Source organism: Fictibacillus terranigra, assembly GCF_030412265.1.
GTDB lineage: Bacteria > Bacillota > Bacilli > Bacillales > Fictibacillaceae > Fictibacillus_C > Fictibacillus_C terrinigri.
In genome coordinates, this window is the sequence record NZ_JAUHLN010000001.1 from 895,718 (window position 1) to 909,917 (window position 14,200).

At 43.3% G+C, this 14,200-nt stretch carries 12 protein-coding genes; 7 read left to right on the forward strand and 5 right to left on the reverse strand.

What is annotated here, in order from left to right:
• Positions 1 to 6 precede the first annotated feature (6 nt).
• Entirely contained in the window at positions 7 to 414 is a 408-nt protein-coding gene (locus tag QYF49_RS04435) for a hypothetical protein (protein ID WP_290398400.1), read from the forward strand.
• Here QYF49_RS04435 and QYF49_RS04440 read toward each other — a convergent pair.
• A complete protein-coding gene (locus QYF49_RS04440) occupies positions 384 to 1,604 on the reverse strand; it encodes an ATP-binding protein (RefSeq protein WP_290398401.1) in 1,221 nt (406 codons plus the stop codon). The genes QYF49_RS04435 and QYF49_RS04440 overlap by 31 nt on opposite strands.
• Before the next feature lie 345 nt (positions 1,605 to 1,949).
• Between QYF49_RS04440 and QYF49_RS04445 the strand changes: the two genes are divergently transcribed.
• Genes QYF49_RS04445 through QYF49_RS04455 form a run of 3 tightly spaced genes read left to right on the forward strand, consistent with a single transcriptional unit; the run spans position 1,950 to position 5,636 of the window.
• Entirely contained in the window at positions 1,950 to 4,328 is a 2,379-nt protein-coding gene (locus QYF49_RS04445) for a xanthine dehydrogenase family protein molybdopterin-binding subunit (protein ID WP_290398402.1), read from the forward strand.
• Positions 4,315 to 5,154, forward strand: coding sequence for an FAD binding domain-containing protein (locus QYF49_RS04450; protein WP_290398403.1), 840 nt, complete (start codon positions 4,315 to 4,317; stop codon positions 5,152 to 5,154). The genes QYF49_RS04445 and QYF49_RS04450 overlap by 14 nt, the downstream gene beginning before the upstream one ends.
• The gene (locus tag QYF49_RS04455) at positions 5,151 to 5,636 is read left to right on the forward strand and encodes a (2Fe-2S)-binding protein (RefSeq protein WP_425589542.1); all 486 of its coding nucleotides are present in this window, start codon (positions 5,151 to 5,153) and stop codon (positions 5,634 to 5,636) included. Before QYF49_RS04450 ends, QYF49_RS04455 begins: the two co-directional genes overlap by 4 nt.
• 364 nt (positions 5,637 to 6,000) lie before the next feature.
• On the opposite strand, the gene QYF49_RS04460 is transcribed toward QYF49_RS04455, so the two are convergent.
• Positions 6,001 to 6,846 carry a hypothetical protein gene (locus tag QYF49_RS04460; RefSeq protein WP_290398404.1) on the reverse strand — a complete coding sequence of 282 codons (846 nt, stop codon included), beginning with the start codon at positions 6,844 to 6,846 and terminating at the stop codon, positions 6,001 to 6,003.
• Between the two features lie 186 nt (positions 6,847 to 7,032).
• Here QYF49_RS04460 and QYF49_RS04465 point away from each other — a divergent pair, with 186 nt between their 5' ends.
• From QYF49_RS04465 to QYF49_RS04475, 3 genes are all read left to right on the forward strand, one after another.
• The gene (locus QYF49_RS04465) at positions 7,033 to 7,887 is read left to right on the forward strand and encodes an ABC transporter permease family protein (protein WP_290398405.1); all 855 of its coding nucleotides are present in this window, start codon (positions 7,033 to 7,035) and stop codon (positions 7,885 to 7,887) included.
• Complete coding sequence (locus QYF49_RS04470) at positions 7,884 to 8,897, forward strand: ABC transporter permease (RefSeq protein ID WP_290398406.1); 1,014 nt, start codon at positions 7,884 to 7,886, stop codon at positions 8,895 to 8,897. Before QYF49_RS04465 ends, QYF49_RS04470 begins: the two co-directional genes overlap by 4 nt.
• 106 nt (positions 8,898 to 9,003) lie before the next feature.
• Entirely contained in the window at positions 9,004 to 9,774 is a 771-nt protein-coding gene (locus QYF49_RS04475) for a protein-glutamine gamma-glutamyltransferase (RefSeq protein ID WP_290398407.1), read from the forward strand.
• Between the two features lie 45 nt (positions 9,775 to 9,819).
• On the opposite strand, the gene QYF49_RS04480 is transcribed toward QYF49_RS04475, so the two are convergent.
• The 3 genes from QYF49_RS04480 to QYF49_RS04490 form a co-directional block, all read right to left on the reverse strand.
• A complete protein-coding gene (locus tag QYF49_RS04480) occupies positions 9,820 to 11,151 on the reverse strand; it encodes a murein hydrolase activator EnvC family protein (protein ID WP_290398408.1) in 1,332 nt (443 codons plus the stop codon).
• A gap of 486 nt (positions 11,152 to 11,637) precedes the next feature.
• Positions 11,638 to 12,474, reverse strand: coding sequence for a dimethylarginine dimethylaminohydrolase family protein (locus QYF49_RS04485; protein ID WP_290398409.1), 837 nt, complete (start codon positions 12,472 to 12,474; stop codon positions 11,638 to 11,640).
• Positions 12,475 to 12,548: 74 nt separating this feature from the next.
• Positions 12,549 to 14,165 carry a M20/M25/M40 family metallo-hydrolase gene (locus QYF49_RS04490; RefSeq protein ID WP_290398410.1) on the reverse strand — a complete coding sequence of 539 codons (1,617 nt, stop codon included), beginning with the start codon at positions 14,163 to 14,165 and terminating at the stop codon, positions 12,549 to 12,551.
• Between the last annotated feature and the right edge of the window lie 35 nt (positions 14,166 to 14,200).

Genomic DNA, 14,200 nt, shown 5'->3' on the forward strand with positions numbered 1-14,200 from the left:
TGATCAATGCCCAGTATCGGTGGAGTAAAGAGGAACAGAGGGAATTCAGCAGTGCCCCTTGGGCAGCGATGGATTCCCTTTTTGGCTGGAAAATGTGTCCCCACTGCTTTGGCCGTTGTTCCTGCTGCAGTTGTCTCTGTTATGTTGACCACTACTGGTACTCGAATCGTCCTCGATTTCTTTGTCAGCGGTGATTATACAAATTGGGGGGCATCCACTCCGCTCCTGCTGTTCCCAATATGGGGGATTGCAATAGGATCCGCGATGATCCTCTATTATTACAGGAGAACAGGGTTTGCAATCAATGCGGACAATAGATGGAAGGACTCCAAATCTGTTGGCTATCGGCTGGGCTGTTGTTTATACAGCTCTTTTTCATTCCGTCATAATAATGTACTTAATTGCTTTTTATAATGTTTGTCAGAACACGGTATCTTGATTTCTACCGTTGTTCCCTCCAGGACTTTGCTCTGGATTGTTAAAAGACCATTATGGTTTTCGATAATTTTGCAGCAAATCATTAATCCCAGGCCGGTTCCTTTATCCTTGGTTGTATAAAATGGTTCTCCAAGAGTAGGGATTCTTTCCTCAGGAATCCCTATGCCTTCATCAATAATTTTAATAGAAACCATTTCTCCTTCTTTTTTTAACTTAACCATAATCACACCACCATCAGGCATGGCTTCTATAGCATTCATGAGCAGATTAAGAAAAACTTGTTTTATTTGATTTTTATCGCGATACGATAGTGGAAGATCAGGCTCGTATTCTTCTAATATCATAATGTTGTTTGCATCAGCTTGGGTTTGGATCATGGTAATGACTTCTTTTAGTACAAGCATCATATTTTGCTCAATAAATACAAGATCCCTGGGTTTTGCAAGGACAAGAAGATCGCCAACAATACCATTGATTCTATCAATCTCATCCAAAACAATGGAAACATACTCTTCTTCTCGCCGGTTAACTTTGATGAGTTGAATAAATCCCTTGACAGAAGTCAATGGATTCCTTATCTCATGTGCAATTCCGGCTGCCATTTGGCCCAGCAAAGCCAGCTTCTCTGATTTTCGCAGAAGACGATTCGTTTCCTCCTGTCTTGCCGTAACATCTTTTATGACGGAAAGGATCGCCTTATTTTTGCCAAACACAATCATGAGCGAGGAAAGTTCCAAGAATGAGATAACACCTTGACTTTCGACCTTGACTTCAAAAGTATTTAAAGGCAGATTTTCTGTATCTTTTAATAAACGTTCCACATGTTCGGGTGCGACAAAGTCATATAGGGATTTCCCTATAACATCTTCCTTTCTGCCCGCTCCCCACATTTGAGCCGCGGCTTGATTGATGTAAATAATGGCTGTGTTTCGATGAATAATCACTGCCTCAGGCAATGCATCGATCAAGGTTTTATAACTCTCTTCATTTGCCCGAGCGTTTTTACTATTTTCTCTAGCAGTATCATACTGCCATCCAACGAGCCATGCAATCACTGTAAAGATCATAAAATCAAAGGTGAAAAAAGGCTCATCGCTCAAGACTTTTTGATAGGCAGTAAAAGCGATCGAAAGGCAAACTAAGGTTACTTGTCCGACTTTTTTCATCCCAGGCTCTCCATTTACGCATTTTATTTTTATTTTATCATATCGTCAGAAAATTTCGTAAAATAAGGTCTATTAAAAAGACGTGCTGCCATCTCGCACGTCTTATTTCTATCCGATAACTTTTATGGATTTGGACTCATCAGGATTCCACATTCCAGCTTCGGCTGCATTTGGCAGGGTCATGAATTTTTTTAAAATCAGCCTTGCACAAGAGAAGCCCGGGGAGATATTCCCGGGCTTCTTCTTATATATCATGCTCCTATCTCGCATTCCTTTGCCATGGAAAGTGAGTACTAAAACAGTTTCACCATTAATAGGATTTTATAGATGCAAAGGGGGGATCGTATGAATCCGTATCGTGTCATAGGAAAAAGTGTGCCAAAGAAAGAAAGCTGGGATAAGGTTTCCGGGAGAGTAAAGTATGTGGATGACAATCAAGAGGTCGGTACATTGCATGTGAAGCTGCTGACGAGTCACTATGCGCATGCGTATATAAAGAAAGTTGACACAGAGGAGGCGCGGAAGGTACAGGGAGTGCATGCGATTGTGACGGGTAAAGACTATCCGCTTTTAATTGGGACCACAATCAAGGACCGTCCATTGCTGGCTTTTGACAAGGTAAGGTATTATGGGGAGCCGATTGCAATGGTGATCGCAGATACGGAAGCCATAGCCATTCAGGCTGTCACATTAATACACGTAAACTATGAACTGCTGCCTGTCGTAAACTCTTCTCTGCAAGCGTATCAAAAGGGCGCTCCTCTTGTTCATGAACGATTAGAAGAATACCTCATTGACCAGGAAAATGAGACCACTGGTACATCCGGGGGCATAAGGCCGATCCCCGGTACAAATATTGCGAACCGGCAAGGCATTCGAAAGGGGAATACCGATGAGGGATTTGCTCAGTCTGACTTCATCGTAGAAGAAGTGTTTTCCTTTCCTCAATCAGACCATACAGCGATAGAGACAAGATGTTCCGACGTCGAAATCAAGAAGAATGGAGACGTTATTATACACTCTGCATCTCAGGAACCGTTTGAAATGAGAGAACTCATAAGTGAAACGTTCAATATCGATCAAGGGAAGGTGCACGTTCATATACCGTTAGTCGGAGGATCGTTTGGTGCTAAAACCAGTGTGCAATTAGAACCGTTGGCCTATGTTGCTTCTAAGTCAGTAGGCGGAAGAAGGGTAAGGCTGCGTAATAGCCGTGAAGAAGACATTGTTACATCTGCTGTTCATATTGGATTACATGCCAAGATCAAAATGGGTTGTACAAAGGACGGGAAATTACAAGCAGTAAAGTTCTTATTTCTATTTGACGGAGGTGCTTATGCAGAAAGGGCAGTACCAATTTCCAAGGCCGCAGCCTTTGACTGTACTGGACCATACGCCATAGATAATGTATGGTGTGATTCACTATGCATGTATACAAACCATCCATATGCAACGGATTTTAGGGGCTTCGGGCGTACGGAGGCTGCTTTTGGAGTAGAACGGACGATGGATATCCTGGCCCATAAAGTGGGACTATGTCCGCTTGAATTTCGTCTGATCAATGCGATACAGCCAGGTGACACGTCTCCTACTCAAGTACTTCTGAATAGAAGCAATCTTGGAGATATCAAGGAGTGCATCTTAAAGCTAAAGGAGCTTATTGATTGGGATCAGGGACAGCGGATCAAAATCTCGGATCGGAAGGTAAGGGCAAAAGGAATTAGCTGCGCTTGGAAAAATGGAGATCCCCCTCCAGGTGTTGGAGCAGGTGCGGTTTTAACCTTTACCTCAGAAGGAGGCGTGCTTATCAATAGCGCCGCTGTAGAAATTGGGCAAGGGACAAAAACCGTTTTAACGCAAATGGTTGCTGAAAAAATGAGGATGAGCGTTCATGATGTAAATATTCAAATGGAGGTAAATACGCAGCTTAACCCTGAAAGCTGGGAGACTGCAGCGAGCCGAACGACGTTTCTGTCTGGAAATGCTGTTCTCAGAGCTGTTGCTGATGCGGTCAATCAACTTAAAAGAACGGCTTCTGTTGTATTGAATGTTCCAGCAGAGGAGCTGGTGGTTGCAAATAAGAAGGTATTTAAGAAGACTGCACCTCAAATTTCCATTGATTTCTCTGAGATCGTGTACGGCTATATCTTTCCTGACGGGACAGTCGCAGGGACGCAGGTGATCGGAAGAGGGTCGTATATCATTCCGGGGCTTACGGAAATGAATCCCGAAACGGGAAAGGGTGTTCAGGGACCCGAGTGGAATGTAGTGGCGCAAGCGGTAGAAGTTGAATTTGACAAAAGAGATAACACCTTTACATTAATTCGCGCTATTACTGTTGCAGATGCAGGTACAGTCCTGAACTATAAAGGCGCGGAGACACAGGTAATGGGTGCGATGAATCAGGGATTAAGCTTTGCGACGAGAGAAGGATTCATATATGACGATGAGGGTAAGGTCTTAACTACGCAATTTCGCTCCTATAAAGTGATGCATTATGGAGAGCAGCCCGAATATATCGTACGTTTCATCGAAAACCCAGTAAAAGGCTCCCCGTTTGGTTCACGGGGTCTTGGTGAGCATGGCATTATGGGTATGCCTGCAGCGGTTGCGAACAGTTTATCCATTGCGGCAAAGGTTCCTCTCAATCAGCTCCCTCTTACACCAGAATTTATTTGGAAAACAAGGCTGCAGAGAGGGGGAGGTTCAAATGCTTCACTATAATATTGACTATTATGAACCTTCTTCTATATCAGAGGCAGTGAAGTTATTCGATAAGCTGGATAAAGAAGGGAAAAAACCATTATATTTAGCAGGCGGAACAGAAATCCTGACACTCGGCAGACTTAATCAGATTTACACAAAGGCCGTGATCGATGTAAAGGGAATTCCAGATTGTAATGTTCAAGGCTTACATCGAAATTCCGTTGTAGTTGGAGCCGCCCTTACATTAACGCAAATTTTTGAAGCGGGAGTATTTCCGTTTCTTGGCGAAGCGTGTGTAAGGATAGCTGACCGTACATCACGGAACCAGATCACGCTGGGAGGAAACCTTGCCAGTGACATCATCTACCGCGAAGCCGTACTCCCCTTGCTGCTCACTGATGCTACGATTGTGATCGCAGGCAATGACGGAATTCGCCACGTACCCATTCATCAAATATTCAACGAAACGCTGTGCTTAAACCCGGGAGAATTTGTCGTACAAATTATAGCGGATTCACAATATACAAAGATGCCTTTTGTGATCGAGAAAAAAAGAAAGAGCGAGAGGGTAGATTATCCGCTTCTCACTCTGGCCGTATTAAAAACGGATAGCTCCATTCGGGCTGGGTTTAGTGGTTTGTGTGCTTTTCCATTTCGTTCTTCTGCCATGGAGAAGGAATTAAATAATACAAGTTTGACGCTAAAGGAACGAGTTGACAGCGCTATAAGACTTATTCCGGCTCCTGTAATACAGGATATTCGAGGCTCAAGGGACTATCGGCTGTTTGTGCTTCAATATACATTGCTCGACGCTTTAACCGATTTAGAAGGGGTGAGATTGTGAATGTAAAGCTGACACTTAATATTAATGGAGAAAGACGGAAAACGTCGATCAGAGCCGCGGATACACTGTTAGATACATTAAGAGGCAAATTTGACTTGACAGGCGCAAAGCGTGGCTGTGAGAACGGAGATTGCGGTGCCTGCACGGTGCTTGTAGACGGTTTGCCGGCCAAGTCATGCATGATGTTCGCTGTGGATGCGCGCAGGAAGCACATTACTACCATCGAAGGATTAAAAAATACTCCCATGCAGCATGCTTTTGTTGACAAATGGGCCTTTCAGTGCGGTTATTGTACATCTGGATTTATTCTAAACGCTCATTCCCTCGTTAACCTCCATCCTGACGCAACGGATGAAGTCATGGAAGAATGGCTAAGCTCCAATATTTGCAGGTGTACTAGTTACCAGGAAATTAGAGAAGCTGTAAAATCCGTCTTAATGAAGGAGCGGACAAATGTAAAGAAAAAACGGAAAAAGAAATAACTTACCGCTAATTTGTACTGCCAATCCCAGCAGGGGATTTTTCAACGAAAACGCCTGCGTCTTCATTGATGCAGGCGTTTTTTGAATCAGGATCGTTTTGGGTTTTTCGTGTACTTTATTGAATAAATTGGAATAGTACCTATCGGCGTAATTTGCTTTGGGATTGGATCCAGCACAACAGGAACAGGAGGAAGATGGGTAGGTACCACTCCATTGCTTCTTCCATCGATTCGATTACTTTTATATTTTTTAGAAGCCATTTCATCACTCCTGACATAAAAGATGGTATTATTCAATATATACAGGAGTGATGAATTGGTTTGGACATTCATCTACATTCACTTCAGAGAGGCTTGACGCTTTTCTATTGCCCCTTCTCTACCTCACTGATCTTCCACGAAGACCATGGAGATAACCTCACTATTGTAATGTTCAGCTTCACTTTTTCTGCTCCCTCATTCTTTCTATAAATGATGGCTTTTACCGGGACGACGGTTTTGACGGCCAGATGCTTATGTGATTTCTTTCCTCGAATATCGTAATGAATAGCTGTAATCCCGCGTGCCGATTTCAGAAGATTCATGCGTACTCTTCCTTTCTCAGGCAGAACAGGCTTCATCAAATCTGTATCGTTCTCTTTCAGTGACAGTAAATACATTTCAGCCACCTCATGTGGATTGGCATGATGAGCGTAGTCGTCCAGTTTGCCGCCAGCTTTTAAAATCATCATTTTATGGGATGGATCAGCGTTCCTCGTTCGATGTGTGGTGCTGCCCGCAAAGTGAATGCAAAAATGCCCTGGGAAACCATTTTGCAGGGCCCCGTGTCCATGTGGCATACCATGCATGGAAGCAGCCAGCATTTTTCCTTTTACAGGGATCAGGATCGCTCTTCTTCGCCAGCTCCATTTTCCGTTATAAAGATGTTTCAATACCGCTGTATCCTTATAGGTTAAGGGCTGGACATCAGCGTGCTTGTTTCCTGCACGCCGCTGAACGGAAAAATAGAAGCCGGTTTCCAAATCAATCACTTTAAATTTGCTTCCTTTAGGGAGGAGTTTGTCCACCTTTGTCCATCTCATGATTTTCCCTTTATCTGGAACAGGGTAGACGGTGAATGGAAACTCACCCGAGGCTGCCGAATGGATGGGCATCGTTAACAACACAATGATTAGAACTAGCAAAGCTGCACTGTATTTTTGTTTGAACATGCTATTCTCTCCTTGGAATGATCATCTTCTTTTAATATGTCAAGGAATGTTAAAAATAAACGTAATTTAACATTATTGGCAATAAGTTTTAAGAACCGTGCAAAAGTCCTAAATTTATATGTTAAAATTGTAACAATTCTGAACTAAATATCGTCCATTCTTTTTAAAGGAAAAAGGGGGGGGAGAATGGCGATTTTACGAAAAATGTTGATACAATTTTTGCTGACTGTGGTTTCCATCGTCTTGATCAGTGGCTTACCGGATCTTTTTCTTACAAAGAACGTGTCCTCTTATTGGGAAAAGATAAAAGACGTGAGTGTGTCTTTGCTTCATCCAGGACATCTACAATACATACCGTTTAAGCAGCCAAGACCTTTATTCCCGGATTTTTTGGATCCATATTTTTATTCAATAACCATTCTTCTCACGGCATTTCTTCTGGCATTTTTTCTTGCTCAGGTGCTGGCATGGATGACGATGACGCTGCCAGAGCGGGTGAGGGCTGTGATAAAAAATTTACTGACGCTATTGGAGTCTCTTCCTGATCTGCTCGTCTTTGCGCTCGTACAAATGTTTATCGTGTTCTTTTATAAGCAGACGAGCATTCTTTTGTCTGATGTTGCTTCACTCGGTGAACAGCGGATTTATGTTATTCCAATCATGTGCCTCATGATCCTGCCGTTTATTTATTTTTATAAAATGATGGTCCTGCTGTCAGAGGAAGAAAGCAAAAAGCCCTATTTCGAGTTCAGCCGGGCGAAAGGACTGCGAAGAACGTACGTGTTGTTATTTCACGTGACACGGAATACATATGAAACCCTTTTTCATTTTTCAAAGACCGTCCTGTGGTTTATGATCTCCAATCTGCTTCTTGTGGAATGGATTTTTAATATTGATGGGATCACATATTACCTTTATTCCGATTTCAGGGCTGAGATCATGGCTGTTATCTTGGTTTTTCTTGCTATTCCGTTTTTCGTTTTCTTCGGATTCCTTGAGTTTTTGTTGTCCATTCGCTTGAGGCGGGAGGCGGGGGCATGATCAGAAGCATAAAGTTTTGGGCTGGGTGCATTGTGCTGGCTGCTCTTATCGGTTCCAGTCTGGTTCATCAGATGGTTTTTGACAGCAAAATTAAAAAGGTGCCGGTTTTATACAACGATAAAGGAGAGGCGGTTAAAGCCGCTCCACTGCCAGCCTCTCCTGATATGCCTTTTGGTACAGACAGACAGGGCTATGACATGTTTGCAAAAGTGATGCAGGGAGCCAAGTATACGATTCCATTTGCTATATTAATCGCCTTGCAGCGTGTGGTCATCGCTTTTTTTATCGCCATTCCGTATGCTTTTTACTTTCCTTCCTGGGCAAGAAAGGGGCTGGAACAATTATTAAGCTCTTTTTATTATGTTCCATTGACCATTATTGCTATATTTTTGCTGGAGCCGGTGCTGGTGGAAAGGATTGCCGGAGAAAAAGAATATTTTACCTATGATTTTTCAGTGAGGATTTTTCTTGAAGTAAGCATTCTAACGCTCCTCGTCGTTCCTATGGTCAGTGTTATGATCGGCAATATGATGACGGCTCAGCTAAAAGAGGAATTTATACAGAGTTCACAGGTGCTTGGCGCGGGGAAGATACGAATTTTCAGGAAGCATGTTGTACCTCATCTGCTGCCGAAATTATGCATTGTTTTCACTCAGCAGTGCGTATCTGTTCTGATTATCTTTGCACATCTCGGCTACTTTAAGCTGTTTTTTGGCGGAACGGACGTGTGTTATACACCGTTCTGTGATATTCCTCCGCAATCGATTTCCAATGAATGGTCGGGGCTGATCGGTGAGTATTACCAGAATATATTTGCTCATCCTCTGATCGCACTGGGCCCAGTCATCATGTTTGGAATTGCAATCTATGCTTTTAATCTTGTGACGGAAGGGTTGCAGACGCACTTTGCATCCGGAAAGCGGAAGAGAACATACAAAAAAGAAGAGAAGGAAGACACAATCCCGGCTGGCGCTGAACAATTTACATTTATTAATGAAAAAGGGGCATAGCGCCTCTTTTTGTTTTTTCGGGCTTATCGCACTGGGCCAAGTAATCACCTTTCTCCATACGTCCCCATATCTTGTATATTATCCTGTGTGAACAGGGGGGCTAAAGTTGATCTATGTAAAAAGAACGCAGATTCATTCAATAGAGGAGATACCGGGGTCAGGACAGTTTTCAGAGGCCCAAAGGGGAACCGCCCTTAAGCTTGTGAACGGCAGGGAGTCCTTTTTTTACGATAATCCCCGCCAGCTTCAGTTTGAGATTACCTACCGCGCCAACATTGTATCATCAGCTTATGCATTGAAAAACAGCGGAGCAAGGTTTGCGACGTTTACAACAGCGAAGGCCAACCGAAACTTCTGGATACTGACCGCGTATGGCGGATTTCTCATCAGGCCTGATGTCACACCAGCGGATGCCATTACCGATATATTTGTCCAGGGGCGAAAATATGCTTTTGAGTGTACGACTGCCATGATGATCATTCTTTATAAGGCGCTGCTTGAAACGATCGGCCCGTCGACATTCAACCAGCTGTTCAGGGGGCTTCTGTTATGGAGTACCGAGCATGATGAAGACCTTCAGCTAACATCAGTCTACCAAGGAGATTCTCTGCCTGGGGATATCCGTTATATCCAGAACCCCGAGTTCCACCCGGCGACACCGCAGTGGCAGGGTGAGAATCTTATTGACCTGGGAAACGGCATGTTTTTTGGGCACGGGATTGGAACAGGGATGATCGGGGAGTTTATTGAAGTCCTCAACCAAAGAAGAAGGCCAGGCGCAACGACTTCTGCCTTCCTCACGAAACAGATCATCCGCCCAAATTTCAGAAGAATGGCAGAATATACGGGCCATCCGCTTCGCCGTTTGCTCGTATAAAAAGAACTGGCTGAATGAATTCTGCCAGTTCTTTTTTGCATGTTGTTATTGAATGTAAGGAAGTGGATTAACTGCATTGGTCTTGTTGATATTCCATGGCCCTTTGTGAAGCTCAAAGTGGAGATGCTGGCCATAAGAATGTCCGGTGTTACCCATATGTCCAAGGGTTTGTCCCTGAGAGACGGTTTGTCCTGTGCTGACTGCACGGTCTCTCATATGTGCATAAACCGTTGTATAAAGCTGTCCATCGATGTAATGGGACAGGAATACCACGTTGCCATACGTAGACGATGTGTATGAGCGTGCTACCGTTCCAGATGCAGAAGCATGAATCGGAACATAGCCAGCCTTGGCGATATCAATGCCGGCATGAAACTTATTCCATCTTGAACCGAGCTGAGACGTGACATAGCCAGCTGATGGGAAGATGAAAGCTCTGGCTGCACTTGGTGCTTCATAGGAAGGCTCAGGCTTTGGTGCTGGAGCAGGTGCCGGTGCAGGAGACGAATGATGGGAAGGCTGTTTTGCTCTTTCCCTTGCCGCCCGTTCAGCGGCCGCTTTTTGTTCGGCTGCACGTTTTGCGGCGGCTGCCTTCTCTGCTGCTTCACGGCGTGCGCGTTCAGCTGCTTCTTTTTTAGCGCGGGCAATCTCAGCTTTAATCGCTTTCTCCTGATCCGCTAGAAGTGCGTCTTTCTCTTCTAGTTTACCAATGTCATCATGAAGATGCGCCTCTTCACTTTTAAGGCTCTTCATAATTTTGTTTTTCTTCACTTTCTGGGCTCTTAACTGGCTGTTAAGAGAATTTAATTCTGATAGTTTGCTGTTTAATGAGGCAAGCTGTGTTTCTACCTGCCCCTTCTTTTTCTCTACTTCTGCTTTATCGCGTTTATGTTCTTCTAGAATCGTCTTGTCCTGTTCAGCGATGATGTTCAGGCTGATCATACGGTCAAGGAAATCTCCAAATCCTTGAGAGCCGAGAAGAACCTCAATATATTTTATCGCACCGCCGTTTTCGTACATGTTACGGACACGATTCTTTAACAGGGCGTCACGTTCTTCAATTCGCTTTTCCAGAACAGCAATCTCTTTTTTGAGCTGCTCGATGTTTGCTTTTGTTTCTGCGATTTCATTTCTCTTTGTCTCGATATCGCTGGCTGTTTTTTTCAAAGAAGCATCAAGCTTGTCCAGTTCTTTAAGAAGCTGATCCTGTTCACCCTGAACCTCTTTAACTTGTTTGTTTTTCTTTGATTTTTCAATATGGTTCTCAGCTTGTTTCTGTTGGATTTCCTTCAATGTTTCAGCGGATGCTGAGCTATATGTAAATCCGGTTAGACCAATGGTTAATGATAAAGCAGCTGTTAAAAACTTCTTTCTCAACTATTTTTCCCCCTCATTGTGAAAATGTTACCAATCTATTAATCACAAAGGTAATTATAGCACTTAAGAGCAGGATAATTTTGTGAAATAATATTACAGTTATATTTCAAAATGTTACAAAATGCGACAGTTAAACGACAGTTTTTACTAATAAAGGAATTTTTATAGGAATAAAACAGAATGTAGGGTATTTTTGTAAAAATCCCCAAAGAGGAGTCATTACGCATCGATCAACTGCTGACGATGAGGTTTTAGGTAGATTTAATTAAAAAGTTGATTAAAAACATAATGAATTCTAAAAAGGCCGATTATCCTGTGTAAAAGGATCATCGGTCTTTTTGTTCTTTTATAATATCTAAACTTTTATTTAACCAACAAATTTTCCTCGCGTGAAATAGCTTTTGTCAAAACCACGCCTGTGTGGCAAGAATGGATAAGGATTGGCTTGAGCGACTTCATTACAGAATAGATCAGAAAAAACAGCCTTCATAAGGCTGTTTTTTCACGGTCCAGCGGAAGGGTGCAGCAACGGAAGGCACCGCCGGATTTTATGATTTCTGAAATATCAACTTCGATCACTTCATAACCGTTTTCTCTCAGTTTAGCATTGATTTCCTTGTTAACGGGCAAGGCAAGAACGGTCTTGTTGCCGATCGATAGAATATTGGTGCCAAGGGTGAACTGTTCCTCTTTATTGATCTCCATCGTTTTATATTTTGAGGCCAGGAGTTTTAGCTCTTCTTCATGAAAAGCGGGCGGATAAATAATGGCCTCCTCCGGGGAAAGGATGTTAAAGACACAATCAAGGTGCAAAAATTTTTCATTGAAAGGTACCGGAATGACGTTGTAATCAGGCTCATGCTTCTGAAGGTTCTCGATAGCCGCCCTGCTTGTCCTGTGGCTCACGCCTACAAAGACGGTCTGGCGGTCCAGCAGAACATCTCCGCCTTCTATGCTGTCACTCTTTAAATCTTTGATGGTGATATGTTCTTCATTTATCCAGTCTTTTAATACTTTTTCTTCGCCCTGCCTGATCTCGCGCCCCATCTCTGAAATGTATAGGGTGTGGCCGATCGTGAATCCTATATCGCGGGTAAATACTTGTTCCGGGTATTTTTCAAGAGGAGGAAGCTGGCGAACCGTAATCCCTCTGTCCTCCAAAGCTTTGGAAAACTGCTTATGCTGCTTCATGGCCAGTTCAGTGTCTATATTTTCATCCGCATAATATTTTTGAGTTTCATTGATCACTTCACGGATCTTCATGAATGAAGGCTGACAAAGAATGACGTCTTTTAATGCTTCATACTCACTATAGCAGGCCATTTTTTTCCCCCGTTTTCATAAATTCTTTTACTTTATTCTTGCCATCAACGGGATAAATCATTCGACAATCCGTACTATTCATTGGTCAGAAGTTTAGAGATGGTAAAGGAAATCAAGTCTTGTGTCTGAATGAACGAGTTCATATGAAGCCGTTCTGTCCATTTGTGCGCGTCACGTCCGAGAGGTCCGAGATTCATGACAGGCATCGACATGGAAGCCATCGCATCAATCGGCAGCTTGTATCGTTCACCGAAGACCGGCATATTTTCAAGTAATGGTATTAGTTCGGCCTTTTCATAAGGTAAACCGATATAGCTGAGATCCGAAAGACCGGCAAAATAATTCTGTTTCTTAAGCGTGACTTGATGTTTATCCTTTGCAAACTGAATGACTTCACGGGATGTTTTCTGAATAAGCCCATCATCCTTGGAACAGACAGCCGGATAAAAAGGAGGAGCGTAAAACAATACAATCATGGGTGCGTATTGCTTGCACAAGCTTGCCAGGTCATTCACCAGCATGGTTGTAACATCACGGTCATCGAGATGTGGATGATTGGACAGGATGTAATTTTCACGTCTTGTAATTTCTTCTTGTCCGTGCAGCTCAACCGCATGCTGATACAGTTCTTGAAAGGTGAATACGGATATGGATATTTCGTTTACCTCAAAAGGAACAAGCTTTGAGTACTGCAGTGACCGCTCATAGAAGAAGGATTCTACTTCCTTGGCTGCTTTTTTTGCGATCGATAAAAGCTGTGAGTTGATCTCTTCCAGCGACTTTTCCATCAGAAGCAGATTGAACATGGTAACAGCGATATGCGGAATCTGTACAGAATAGTGATCTTTTAAGTCTTTTTGAACGAGGTTCGTTGGAGGAGGAATCGCCTCATCGTCCATCGTCTCACAAAAATCCATGTTCAATTCAAGCAATCTTGTTATTTGTGAAGCCATGAGGTTTCCGTTTAAGCCTCCAAAGGGCTCACCGACGTGTGTTTCGCGTCCATAACAAAGAAATCCGGGTAAGATTTTGCCTACCGTCCCTGTATAGAAATACTGGTTCTCGTCACCGGGGTAACGGGTAAAGGCGGGTTCTCCGTTCAAACAGGCTTTATATGTAATATTGTACTGTTTCTTCAGCTGCTCCAATACCGGTACAGCAGCGAGCATTCCGGCAGAATTCACTTCTTCATCGGGAACAGAAACCATGAGGATGTTTCCGGGGAATTTACCGTGTGCTGCTTGCTCGACCATAGACAGATGAAGAGCAACACCTGCTTTCATATCCATCGTACCCCGTCCAAACAGCCAATCTTCTTCTTCCAATTCTTTTTTTAAGCCGTCAGGCAGCATATCCGCCTGGTAAAACTGTTCTGTTAATTCAGAAGGCCGAAAAGCTAAATGTTTCCAATCTCCGAAATCTTCCACATTGACGACGTCGAAATGGCTGAGAAGGATGATCGTATCCTCGTGTGAGCCATTCTGTACAAAAGCGGTCAATAGTTTTCGTCCATCTGGCATCGGCTGAAGCTGCAAATGATGTGGGTTTTTCTTGAAATAATCAAGTGACCCTAATGTGTAAAAAAGATGCTCCGCCATCGCAATCTCTGCGGGCTGCTGAGATATGCTCGGGATTTCAACCAGCTCTTTCACAAGCCCTGTCAATGCTTCTCTGCTTTGCCATTTATTCATACGATCCCCTCATTTCCCTTCATTTTCTTGATTCT

Excerpts from the sequence above, each read along its gene's own strand:
- QYF49_RS04485 (WP_290398409.1), bottom strand. The coding sequence starts at position 12,474 with ATGGCCTGCTATAGTGAGTATGAAGCATTAAAAGACGTCATTCTTTGT.
- QYF49_RS04465 (WP_290398405.1), top strand. The coding sequence starts at position 7,033 with ATGGCGATTTTACGAAAAATGTTGATACAATTTTTGCTGACTGTGGTT.
- QYF49_RS04470 (WP_290398406.1), top strand. The coding sequence starts at position 7,884 with ATGATCAGAAGCATAAAGTTTTGGGCTGGGTGCATTGTGCTGGCTGCT.
- QYF49_RS04445 (WP_290398402.1), top strand. The coding sequence starts at position 1,950 with ATGAATCCGTATCGTGTCATAGGAAAAAGTGTGCCAAAGAAAGAAAGC.
- QYF49_RS04435 (WP_290398400.1), top strand. The coding sequence starts at position 7 with ATGCCCAGTATCGGTGGAGTAAAGAGGAACAGAGGGAATTCAGCAGTG.
- QYF49_RS04490 (WP_290398410.1), bottom strand. The coding sequence starts at position 14,165 with ATGAATAAATGGCAAAGCAGAGAAGCATTGACAGGGCTTGTGAAAGAG.
- QYF49_RS04460 (WP_290398404.1), bottom strand. The coding sequence starts at position 6,846 with ATGTTCAAACAAAAATACAGTGCAGCTTTGCTAGTTCTAATCATTGTG.
- QYF49_RS04450 (WP_290398403.1), top strand. The coding sequence starts at position 4,315 with ATGCTTCACTATAATATTGACTATTATGAACCTTCTTCTATATCAGAG.
- QYF49_RS04440 (WP_290398401.1), bottom strand. The coding sequence starts at position 1,604 with ATGAAAAAAGTCGGACAAGTAACCTTAGTTTGCCTTTCGATCGCTTTT.